This window comes from Streptomyces sp. NPDC096136 (assembly GCF_044763325.1).
GTDB lineage: Bacteria > Actinomycetota > Actinomycetes > Streptomycetales > Streptomycetaceae > Streptomyces.
Genome location: NZ_JBIWFZ010000011.1, coordinates 197,442 through 208,417 on the forward strand (window position 1 = coordinate 197,442; position 10,976 = coordinate 208,417).

Annotated in this window: 10 protein-coding genes; 4 read left to right on the forward strand and 6 right to left on the reverse strand. The window is 73.7% G+C overall.

Annotation, left to right across the window (positions count from 1 at the left end; genetic code table 11):
- Positions 1-161 precede the first annotated feature (161 nt).
- Complete coding sequence (locus ACIRBY_RS23560; protein WP_403903434.1) at positions 162-467, forward strand: hypothetical protein; 306 nt, start codon at positions 162-164, stop codon at positions 465-467.
- 72 nt (positions 468-539) lie between these two features.
- Here ACIRBY_RS23560 and ACIRBY_RS23565 read toward each other — a convergent pair whose 3' ends face one another.
- The 4 genes from ACIRBY_RS23565 to ACIRBY_RS23580 form a co-directional block, all read right to left on the reverse strand.
- On the reverse strand, positions 540-1,526 hold the full coding sequence (locus ACIRBY_RS23565) for an antibiotic biosynthesis monooxygenase (RefSeq protein ID WP_403903436.1): 987 nt from the start codon (positions 1,524-1,526) through the stop codon (positions 540-542).
- A 3-nt stretch (positions 1,527-1,529) separates the two neighbouring features.
- The gene (locus ACIRBY_RS23570; protein WP_403903438.1) at positions 1,530-4,247 is read right to left on the reverse strand and encodes a molybdopterin-dependent oxidoreductase; all 2,718 of its coding nucleotides are present in this window, start codon (positions 4,245-4,247) and stop codon (positions 1,530-1,532) included.
- Positions 4,244-5,071, reverse strand: coding sequence for an FAD binding domain-containing protein (locus ACIRBY_RS23575; protein ID WP_403903440.1), 828 nt, complete (start codon positions 5,069-5,071; stop codon positions 4,244-4,246). The genes ACIRBY_RS23570 and ACIRBY_RS23575 overlap by 4 nt, the downstream gene beginning before the upstream one ends.
- A 198-nt stretch (positions 5,072-5,269) precedes the next feature.
- Positions 5,270-6,013, reverse strand: a complete 744-nt coding sequence (locus ACIRBY_RS23580) for a maleylpyruvate isomerase family mycothiol-dependent enzyme (protein ID WP_403903443.1) — start codon at positions 6,011-6,013, stop codon at positions 5,270-5,272.
- A gap of 36 nt (positions 6,014-6,049) precedes the next feature.
- Here ACIRBY_RS23580 and ACIRBY_RS23585 point away from each other — a divergent pair, with 36 nt between their 5' ends.
- Together ACIRBY_RS23585 and ACIRBY_RS23590 are read left to right on the forward strand one after the other, a co-directional pair.
- Positions 6,050-6,709 carry an alpha-ketoglutarate-dependent dioxygenase AlkB family protein gene (locus ACIRBY_RS23585; protein WP_403903446.1) on the forward strand — a complete coding sequence of 220 codons (660 nt, stop codon included), beginning with the start codon at positions 6,050-6,052 and terminating at the stop codon, positions 6,707-6,709.
- A 41-nt stretch (positions 6,710-6,750) separates the two neighbouring features.
- Complete coding sequence (locus ACIRBY_RS23590) at positions 6,751-8,028, forward strand: ROK family protein (protein ID WP_403903449.1); 1,278 nt, start codon at positions 6,751-6,753, stop codon at positions 8,026-8,028.
- 69 nt (positions 8,029-8,097) lie between these two features.
- Here the strand turns inward: ACIRBY_RS23590 and ACIRBY_RS23595 are convergent, their stop codons facing one another.
- Positions 8,098-8,643, reverse strand: a complete 546-nt coding sequence (locus ACIRBY_RS23595; protein ID WP_403903452.1) for an ATP-binding protein — start codon at positions 8,641-8,643, stop codon at positions 8,098-8,100.
- A gap of 199 nt (positions 8,644-8,842) precedes the next feature.
- On the opposite strand from ACIRBY_RS23595, the gene ACIRBY_RS23600 reads away from it, so the two are divergent.
- On the forward strand, positions 8,843-10,030 hold the full coding sequence (locus ACIRBY_RS23600) for a PLP-dependent cysteine synthase family protein (RefSeq protein WP_366455506.1): 1,188 nt from the start codon (positions 8,843-8,845) through the stop codon (positions 10,028-10,030).
- Positions 10,031-10,052: 22 nt separating this feature from the next.
- On the opposite strand, the gene ACIRBY_RS23605 is transcribed toward ACIRBY_RS23600, so the two are convergent.
- Entirely contained in the window at positions 10,053-10,565 is a 513-nt protein-coding gene (locus tag ACIRBY_RS23605; protein WP_403903455.1) for an SRPBCC family protein, read from the reverse strand.
- Positions 10,566-10,976: the final 411 nt, after the last annotated feature.

Sequence of the window (10,976 nt, forward strand, 5' to 3'; positions counted from 1 at the left end):
GGCCAGCACCTACACGTCGCGCGGTGCACGCGGGGCGACATGCGCACGGCGTGACGGTGCGAGATCCTCCCCCCTCGGAGTCCTGTGCGGCCGCTGCCGCGGGTACCGGAGCCGTCACGTCCCCACGGCCGCACCCGTCAGCGTCCAAGGCAGGTTGAACGATGAACCGGACACGTCGTCTTGCAGCACTCACGCTCCTGGCCGCCCCCGCGCTCGCGCTGGGCCCCGCGGTCGCCGCGCACGCGCTCCCGTCCGCCGGCACGTGCAAGGTCGAAGCGGACTCGGCCGGCAAGTACCACCTGTGGGGCGTGGGATTCCCCAGCGGCACGGTGACCTACACCGGATCCGTCTCGGGCACCGTCCCGACCAACGCGGGACGGTTCGACGTCGGCGGTCTCACCGGGAGCAAGTACGTCGTCAAGGCGGCCGACGGGACCACCGTCACCTGCACCGTGGTCCGCCACTGAGCCGCTCACGCCGAAGGGCCGGGCCGGAAGGGAGTTCTTCCGGCCCGGCCCTTCGGCTGCGGTCGGGTGCGGTCAGGGCAGCGTCCAGATCTGCCGCGTCACGAGGTAGAAGACGACCACCCAGAACACCGTCGCCGCGGCGACGATCCCCAGGCCGATGAGGTTGTTCCTCGCCCGCGGCTCGTCCGGTGGCGGTCGTAGCCACCGCCTGAGCAGCCGGTTCACGTAGTAGGGCATCGTGAGGAAGGTCATGAGGAGGCTGGAGAGCAGGTTGCCGATCAGCAGACCGATCCAGAGCGGCATGTGCAGCGGCGACAGGGCCAGCGTCAGCAGCACGACGGTGGGGTACAGGCCGACCCAGACGGCGATGGCCGTCTTCGTCTCGGAGGGCGGCGGCGCCGGGGTTCCGTTCTCCTCGAAGGCGAACCAGCTGCCGAAGGAGTTGTCGACCGTGCTCAGTTTGAAGTCGTGGAACTCCGCGCCCTCGGCCAGGGCTTCCCGGCGCTCGGCCGACGTCAGCCAGGCGTCGAGGTGCTGGGCGCTGTCGAAGCGGAACAGCGTTGTCCACTCGTCCTGGAGCCCGTCGACCGGCCGGAACATCTCGGTGCCGCGGAAGCCCTCGAACCTGCTCTCCGCCTCGGTCATCCGCCGCTGCCAGGCGAGGAAGGCGTCCACGCTGTCCGGGTGGACGCGGTGGGTGATCACCACGGTCACGAGCGGATCGGGGGCCTTGGTGTGGCCGGTGACCACCCGCTGCGTCCCCGGGCCGTCGAGATAGGTGTCGCCGACCGCCAGGAGCCGCTGTCTGGTCGCGCTGTTGATCCACGCCTGGAGGTGGGGTATCGAGTCGTACCGGTAGACGATGACCCACTCGGGCTGCAGGGACGTCGGCCGGGAGACCTCGACGCCGAGGTACCCGGGGAAGGCGGCCGCGGCGGCGTTGACCTCGTCCTGCCAGGTCTCGTAGGCGTGCTCCCGGCCGGGGAGGACCTTCTGGCCGATGATGGCCGTCGCCACGGCGTCCTGCGCCACGGCGTCTTCGTGCTTGTCGGTGTCCATGGCTCAGGCCTTGGAGACGGGCTGCTGTGCGTTCAGCCGGCTGTAGATCCGTTCCGGCGTCAGGGGCAGCGCGCGGTAGCGCAGGCCCGTGGCGTCGTGGAGCGCGTTCGCCAGCGCGGGTGCCACCGGGTTGATGGCGCACTCCGCCATCCCCTTCGAGCGCAGGGGGCCGACGGAGTCCGCCGAGTCCACGAGGAGCACCTCGGTGCGCGGGACGTCGGCGTAGGCGGGGATGCGGTAGTTGCGCAGGTTCGGGTTGACCACGGCCCCGTCCGCGCCGACGAGGAGGTTCTCGGTCAGGGCGAAGCCGATGCCCTGGGCGACGGCGCCCTCCACCTGTCCGCGGACCTGCTGCGGGTTGATGACCACCCCCGCGTCGGTCGCCTGGACGCTGTACAGGATGCGGATCTCACCCGTCACCCGGTGCACGGCGATCCGGAACCCGTGGGTGTTGGACGTGACGCTGCGGGGCGAACCGTAGGCCCTGCGGGCGGCGGTGAACCGGATGCCGCGGGCCCGGGCCAGTGCCACCAGCTCGGCCAGGGTCACGCGCCGGTCCCCGCAGGTGACCCCGTCGTCGTCCATGGAGCAGAGCACGAGGTGGACGCCCGTGTGGGCGGCGGCGAACTCCAGGATGCGGTCGCGCGCGGCGTTGGACGCCCGCAGCACCGCGTTGCCCGAGACGAACAGCCCCGCACTCGCGAAGGCGCCCGTGTCGAAGCCGGTGCGGTCGGTGTCGGACTGCACCAGGCGGATCCGCGAGGGTGTGGTCCCCAGCTGGCCGGCCGCGATCTGGACGTGGGCGGTCGAGGTGCCCTCGCCGAACTCCGCGGTGCCGACGGCCACTTCGTAGACGAGGTCGTCGCCGAGCGTGACCCAGGCCTCGGAGATGTGGTCGGTCGGGGGCGCGGTCTCGTGCATCGAGCTCGCGACGCCCGACCCGATGAGCCACCCCGGACCCAGGTCCGGGTCCTGCGCCGGCCGGGCCATCGCCCGGTCCACCAGGTCGATGCACTTCGCCAGCCCGTCCTCGGTGAACGCCACGTCGTCCGGGCCGTCGTGCAGCGCGACGAGCGGCTCGCCCGGCCGCACGATGTTGCGGCGGCGCAGTTCGAGCGGGTCCATGTGCAGGGCGAGGGCGAGCTCGTGCATCGCGGACTCCATGGCGAAGGCCGGCTGCGTCATCCCGTAGCCCCGCAGCGCCCCGCTCGGAACGGTGTTGGTGTAGACCGAGTACGCGTCGTACCGCTTGTTGGGGCAGCGGTAGACCATGACGGCGGCGCCGCCGGCGTACAGCGTCTCGCCGCCGTGGTTGCCGTAGGCGCCCGTGTTCGACACGTTGCGGACCTGGAGGGCCGTGAGCGTTCCGTCCGCCCTGGCGCCCAGCTTGACCGTCAGCGACATCGGGTGCCGCGGCGAGGCGGTGGTGAACTCCTCCTCGCGGGTGTACTCGAAGCAGACGGGCCGCCCGGTGTCCAGGGCGGCGAGCGCCGCCAGGTCCTCCGAGATCACCTCCTGCTTGCCGCCGAAGCCGCCGCCCACCCGCTTGCAGAACACCCGGATCTGGTCGGGCCGGAGCGCGAACAGATAGGCCAGTTTGACCTTCGCGATCGAGGGCGACTGCGAACTGGTGCGGACGTTCAGCCGCCCGTCCTCCATCCAGGCGATCGACCCGTGCGTCTCCAGGTGCGCGTGCTGCACGCGCGGCGAGAAGTACGTGCCCTCGTGGACCACGTCGGCCTCGGCGAACCCCGCGTCCACGTTCCCGATGTGCGCGTGGAGTTCGACCAGGATGTTGCGGACGGGGTCGCGGACGAACGGGTCGTGCGTGCCGTGGATCTGCGGAGCCCCCTCGGCCATGGCCTCCTCGGGGTCGAACACCGCCGGCAGCGGCTCGTACTCGACGACCACCCTGCGGCAGCCCTCCTCCGCGGCGCCGGGGGTGTCGGCCAGGACCGCGACGACGCGTTGGCCCGCGAATCGGACCGTGTCGTCGAGGATGAAGGTGTCGTCGGGATCGACCAGGTGGTCGGTGTGGATGGCGGTGGTGAAGCGCCTGCGCGGCACGTCCTCCCAGGTGTACACCCGGTGGACGCCGGGAACCGCGAGTGCGGCGGTCTTGTCGATCGAGAGGATGCGGGCGTGCGCGTGGGGGGAGTGCAGCACCTTGAGGTGCAGCATCCCCTCCATACGGGTGTCCATCGTGAACTCGGCCCGCCCGGTCACCACGTCGTTGGCCGCGGGGGCGCCCACGCTCGTCCCGACGGCCTTGCCCGGCTTCGCCGTCTCCACGCCGACGACGCCGTTCACCGCGTCCTCGATGGCCCGGTAGCCGGTGCAGCGGCAGAGGTTGCCCTTCAACGCCCGCGGCAGGTCCGCCTTCTGGGCCTCGGTGAAGGCCGCCGAGGTCATGATCATCCCGGCGGTGCAGAACCCGCACTGGAACCCGGGCGCGTCCCGGAACCGGCGCTGCACCGGATGCAGGTCGCCGGGCGCCCCGAGCCCCTCGATGGTGGTCACCTCGTGGCCGTCGGCACGGAACGCGGGGGTGATGCAGCTGTGGACCGGACTGCCGTCCAGCCACACGGTGCAGGCGCCGCAGTCGCCCGCGTCGCAGCCCTTCTTGACGCCGAAGTGGCCGAGCGAGCGCAGGAAGGTGCGCAGGCACTGCCCGGGCTCCGGCTCCTGGTCGAAGGCAATGCCGTTGACGCGGTACGTCATGACGGTTCCCCGTCCGCGAGTTCGTGCCGGATCTCCTCGGCGAAGTGCTTCGCCAGATGGCGGCGGTGGTCGGGGGTTCCGTTGGGATCCGCGAACCAGACGTCGCCCGGGATGGCGTCGACGGCCTGCTGCAGGCCCCGGGCGTCGGGCAGGGTGTCGAAGGCCAGCCGGACCGGTCGCGTGGTGCCCGCCGTGACGGTGAGGAGCAGGTCGTTCCCGCCGGGGGTCCGCGTGCCGACGACGAAGACGGTCGAACGGCCGAGGTGGGTGAGCGAGAAGCGCCGGTGGGCGGCGCGTTTGCCCAGGGCCTTCGCCGGGATGCGGACGCGCCGCAGGATCTCGCCGGGGGCGAGGACGTTGCGGTGGTCACCGGTGACGAAGTCGAGGGCGTCCACGGTGCGTTTCGACCCGTCGGGGGCCCAGAGTTCGTAGACGGCCTCCAGTGCCACCGTCATGGTGATCATGGGGCCGGCCGGCAGCGACATGCAGATGTTCCCGCCGACGGTCGCCGCGTTCCAGACCTTGAACGAGGACAGGAAGGCCTCGCAGCTCGCGGCGAGCAGCGGACCCGCGGTCCAGTCGCGCGGGGGCACGAAGGCGTACAGGTCGCGGATGGTGCAGGTGGCACCGATCTCCAGGCCCTTCTCGTCCGGGACGAGGGGGTCCCAGCGCAGCGCCGTCAGATCGACCAGGCGCCGCAGGTCCGGCTGTTCCGTGGAGAAGAGCCAGGTTCCGCCCGCCAGCCAGGCGTCCCCCTCGCGCCAGTCGGCGGCCGGCTGCTCGGAGGGCCGCCGGACGACTTCGATGATGGTGTTGAGGTCCACGGGAAACCGACCTCCCTCAAGACGGGCACCGTGCGACGGAGGGGCGGTCAGGCGCCGTTCCAGTCTAGATCGCGCACCTGCCCGGCGCAGGGCGACCGGTTCGGGCCCGCACGGCCCCGGAGCACGGTGCGGACGCGGCCCCGGAGCGCGGCGTGGAAGGCGGCCGGGCGGAGCCCGCCCCGCCCCCGCCGCCCGCCGTCAGATGCCCGCGGTCTCCTGCCACAGGCGGGCCAGCGACGTGTCGCCGGTCACGCCCGGGCCCGCCAGCGGGAGCCGGTTCCACAGGGCCGCGTACAGCCAGGCCGCCCCGCCGGTCAGTTCGCAGTCCGCGGGATCGCCCGTGTCCCCCCGCACCGTCCGCGCCGGCTCCTTCGACAGGTGCACCGTCCACACCGCGCCCGTGTCCGCCGCCCGGACCCTGACCACCTTGGGCTCCTCGGTGCGCACCCGGCTGCGCGGCCGGGCGTGGAAGCCGGTCAGCAGTTCGTCCACCCCGTCCTCCGCGAACTCCGGCGCCACCTCGGAGAAGGCCACTCCGCGCGCCGCCTGGGCGTCGAGGCGGTGCACGGCCGTCTCGTGCGCCTGCCGCCGGGCCCAGAAGGCCAGCGGCGACGGCGCCGCCGTCGGCAGGAAGGTCCAGCAGAGGAGCTCCTCCGGCGCCTCGGCCAGGGCCCGCACCAGCTCCCCGTGCCCCTCCCGGAACCAGGCGAGCAGCTCCGCCCCCGCCAGCTCCGGCGCGTCCGGGAACGGCGCCCCCTCCAGCAGGCCGTCCCTCACGTACCCCGTCGCCCAGCGGTGCACCGCCCCCGTGTGCCGCAGCAGATCGGTCACCCGCCACTCGGGACAGGTGGGCACCAGGGCGTCGGTGCCCGCCCGTTCGGCCTCGTCGGCCAGCAGCCCGCCTTCCCGCGCGAGCGTCTCCACGTACTCGGTGATCTTCATGCCCCGAGTGTGCCAGCAGCCCCCGACAATGGAGGGGTGGACGGTGGACTCTTCCCGCGCGCACGGACCGAGATCGCGCCCGGCGCCGTGCACCTGCCCGACTGGCTCGGGCCGCGGCGCCAGCGCGAGCTCCTCGACGCCTGCCGCGCCTGGGCGCGGCCGCCCGCGGGCCTGCGCACCGTCCGCACCCCCGGCGGCGGCACGATGACCGCCCGGCAGGTGTGCCTCGGCCTGCACTGGTACCCGTACGCCTACGCGCCCACCGCCGTCGACGGCGACGGGGCCCCGGTCAAGCCGATGCCCGCCTGGCTCGCCGAGCTGGGGCGGCGGGCGGTCGCCGACGCCTACGGGACGCCCCCGCCGCCCGCCGAGGCCTACGACATCGCCCTGGTCAACTTCTACGGGGGCGACTCCCGCATGGGCATGCACCGGGACGCCGAGGAGCGCTCCCCCGCCCCGGTCGTCTCGCTCAGCCTGGGCGACTCCTGCCTCTTCCGCTTCGGCAACACCGCGTCGCGGGGGCGCCCGTACCGGGACGTCGAGCTGCGCAGCGGGGACCTGTTCGTCTTCGGCGGCCCGAGCCGGCTCGCCTACCACGGGGTGCCCAGGGTGCTCCCCGGCACCGCACCGCCCGGGCTGGGCCTGACCGGGCGGCTCAACATCACCCTGCGGGTCGGCGGCCTCGGTCACCCGTAGCCGCTGCACCCCGCACCTCCCGATCATGCGAGGATCCATGCATGAACGGCAACGGCGCCCCGCCCGGGGTGGGGGACGAGACCACGGCGTCGACGGCTTCCGGCTCCACGGCTGCCACGAAGAGCAAACTGGAACGGGGCCGCAGCGCCCTGGGTCCCGCGCTGGAGCTCGTCCACACCGGCCGGGCCCCGACGCGCGCGGTGCTGACGGCCGAGCTGGGAGTCACCCGGGCCACAGCCGGGGCCGTCGCCGCCGAACTGGAGGCCCTCGGCCTGATCCGCGTCGACTCCCGGCCGGGCGGCGCCGGCGGCGCCCAGGGCCGCCCCTCGCACCGACTCGCCGTCGACGAGAACGGCCCCGTGGCGCTGGCCGCACAGGTGCACTCGGACGGGTTCCGGGCCGCGCTCGTGGGCCTCGGCGGACGGATCGTGGCCACCGCGCCCGGCAAGGTCACCGTCTCCGCCGACCCGGCCCAGGTGCTCGGCGCGGTCGTCGGCGCGGGCGCGCGGCTGCTCGCCGAGTCGGGGCGGCGCTGCATCGGCGCCGGCCTCGCGGTGCCGTCGGCGGTCGCCGAGCCCGACGGCACGGCCCTCAACCCGCTGCACCTGGCCTGGCCGGCCGGCTCCCCGGTACGGGCCATCTTCGCCGAGTGCGTGAAGGCGGCCGGAATCGACGGACCGGCCCTGACCGGCAACGACGTGAACCTCGCCGCGCTCGCGGAGCACCGCCACGGCGCGGGCCGCAGCGCCCAGCACCTGCTGTGCGTGGCCACCGGCCACCGCGGGGTCGGCGGCGCGCTGGTGCTGGACGGCCGGCTGCACAGCGGCAGCTCCGGCCTGGCCCTGGAGGTCGGCCACCTCACGGTCAACCCCGAGGGGCGCCCCTGCCACTGCGGCAGCCGGGGCTGCCTGGACGTGGAGGCCGACCCGCTGGCCTTCCTCACCGCGGCGGCCCGCACGCCCGGCCCCGAGGTGTCGCTGCTCCAGCAGGCCCGTGACCTGCTGCGCGCCGAGTACGCGCAGCCCGGGGTACGGGCGGCCGCCGAGGAGCTCATCGACCGGCTCGGCCTGGGCCTGGCGGGCCTGGTCAACATCCTGAACCCGGACCGGATCATCCTCGGAGGGCTCCACCGCGAGCTGCTGTACGCGGACCCGGAGCGGCTGCGCGCCGTGGTCGCGGACCGGAGCCTGTGGGGGCGCAGCGGGGGCGTGCCGATCCTGCCTTGCACCCTCGACCACAACAGCCTCGTCGGGGCGGCGGAGCTGGCCTGGCAGCCGGTGCTGGACGATCCGCTGGGGACGCTGGGCGCGGCGGCCTGAACGTCCGGTCCGGGCCCCCGCGGGCGGCCGGGCCCGGGGAGGTGTCGGCCGGGCCCGTGCCGGCAGGTGTCAGCCGGGCCCCGTGCCGGCCGCGACCGGCGCCGGCGCGGCCGTCGGGACGGCCTGTGCGTCCACGGTGGTGAGCACCGCCCGGGCGGGCTCCCGTACGGGCTTGTTCACGCCGATACGGACCGTGTGCGGCGGCGCCGCCGCGACGGGGGCGGCCCGCATGGAGAACCAGACCACTTTGCCGGGTCCGTCCGGCTGGGGGCGGGCCCCCCACGCCTCGCTGACCGCCTCCACGAGCGCCAGCCCGCGGCCGCATGTCTCCAGGCCATCGGCCTCGCGCCGGACGGGCAGGCGCGGATCGCTGTCGTGCACGGAGACGGTGAGCCGCCCGAGGCGGAGTTCGATCTCGACGACGCAGACCTTGTCCGGCTGCGCGTGGCGGTGGACGTTGCTGAGCAGCTCCGTCACGCCGAGCGCAGCCCGGTCTATGAGCGGGTCGAGCTGCCAGTGGCGCAGTTGGGCGGAGACGATCCTGCGGACCTGGCCGATCCGCGCGGGCAGGGCCTGCAGTTCCACGACGCAGTGCCTGCGGGAATGTGTGATCACGGCTGCGACTCCCCGACATCAGTGTTACGGGTGCTGCACCCTCGGTGACGCAATCTCAAGGGTCACCCACCGTCGCGCCGCGTGCAACCGAACGCGACCGAAAGCGATCCGCATGGAAACCCAAAGTGACTGTTTGTGCAGGTGAGGGGGGTACATTTCGAAAGGAGGGGGCCCTGGAACCGACAAAGGAGCAAGGCGCATGAGCACCACCGGCACCACCGGTACGACGGCCTCGAACACGGCCGCGAGCCCGGCCGGACGCGTGGCCGCGAGCACGGTGACGACCACCGTCGACATCGACCGCAGCGACGCCGAATACCGCGCCTGGCTCAAGGAGGCCGTGCGCAAGGTCCAGGCGGACGCCAACCGCAGCGCCGACACGCACCTGCTGCGCTTCCCGCTGCCCGAGTCCTGGGGCATCGACCTCTACCTCAAGGACGAGTCCACGCACCCGACGGGCTCCCTCAAGCACCGCCTCGCGCGCTCGCTGTTCCTGTACGCGCTGTGCAACGGCTGGATCCGCCCCGGCCGCCCGGTCATCGAGGCCTCCAGCGGCTCCACCGCCGTCTCCGAGGCCTACTTCGCCAAGCTGATCGGCGTCCCCTTCATCGCCGTCATGCCGCGGACCACCAGCCCCGAGAAGTGCCGGCTCATCGAATTCCACGGCGGCGCATGCCACTTCGTCGACGACTCCATGAAGATGTACGAGGAGTCGGCCGACCTCGCCGCACGCACCGGCGGCCACTACATGGACCAGTTCACCTACGCGGAGCGGGCCACCGACTGGCGCGGCAACAACAACATCGCCGAGTCGATGTACCAGCAGCTGCGCCTGGAACGCTACCCCGAGCCCGCCTGGATCGTGGCCACCGCCGGCACCGGCGGCACCTCCGCGACCATCGCCCGCTACGTCCACTACATGCAGCACGACACCCGCATCTGCGTACCGGACCCGGAGAACTCCTGTTTCTTCGACGGCTGGACGCACCACGACCCGCACGCGAGCAGCGACTGCGGCTCCCGCATCGAGGGCATCGGCCGGCCCCGCATGGAGCCGAGCTTCGTGCCGGGCGCCATCGACCGCATGATGAAGGTCCCCGACGCGGCGAGCGTCGCGGCCTGCCGCGCCCTCGAACAGGCCATAGGGCGCAAGGCCGGCGGCTCCACGGGCACCGGGCTGTGGAGCGCCCTGAAGATCGTCTCCGAGATGGTGGCGGAGGGCCGCAAGGGCAGCGTCGTGACCCTGCTCTGCGACCCGGGCGACCGCTACCTCGACAAGTACTACTCGGACGAGTGGCTGGCGGCGCAGGGCCTGGACATCGCGCCCTACGCCAAGACGATCGAGACGCTGCTGGAGACCGGCGACTGGCGCGAGCCGCAGGCCTGACGCCCCCGCGGCGCCCGGCGGATCAGCCGCGGCCCGGGGCTGCGGCGAGCCGGGCGTCGAGGGCGCGCACCGCCGTGCGGAAGGAGTGGCCGAGCCCCGGGCGGGCGGCGGCCAGCGCCAGGCGGAACGGGGCCGGGCCGTCGGCCGCGAAGGTCCAGCGGACGAGGGTGCCGGGGGAGCGGTCGCCGGGGGAGTGCGGTCCGGCGGCCGGGGCCAGCAGCCACTCCTCCAGCAGGGCGCGCACGCCCGGTGCGTTGGTCTCGTCGACCCGGTAGGCGTAGCGCCGGGGAGCCTCCGCGGCCACGACCGTCTCCCGGAAGCGGATCCCGCCCCGCAGCCCGATCTCCCGGCCGGCGCCGCCCCCGGTGGGCCGGGCCAGCGACACCGCCCCGAACCAGGCCGGCCAGGCCGTGACCTCCTCGGCGAGCGCCCGGTACAGGGACGCGGGCGGGGCCGCCGCCCTGGCGGTGAAGACCAGGCGCGTCGGGGCGCGGTCGAGGAAGTCCAGCCCCACGGGGCGGAGTCGGCGGGCCATGGCGTTACCCCCTGGGACGCGAAGACGGCGGACGCATGCCGTCACATTATCTGGCTGACCGTCAGAAGCGCGCAGTGGCAGGTGCGTTGTGCGGGCCCGGGGCCCGGGGTGCGGGTGCCGGTCGGGTCGGCGCGGGGGGCTGGGCCCGGCGCGGACCCTCTGGTCGGACGGGGTGGGCCTGGGCGGCGCGGGACGGACGGCCCCTGGCGACGGCCCCTCGCCGCGGCCCCTCGACGGTCGCAGCGCGCACCGGCTGCGGCTGCGGCCGCGTCCCCGTTCCGGCTCTGCCTCCGGTTTCGGCCCTGTCTCCGGCTCCGCCTCCGGCCCTGTCTCCGGCTCCGCCTCCGGCCCTGTCTCCGGCTCCGCCTCCGGCCCTGTCTCCGGCTCCGCCTCCGGCTCCGCCTCCGGCTT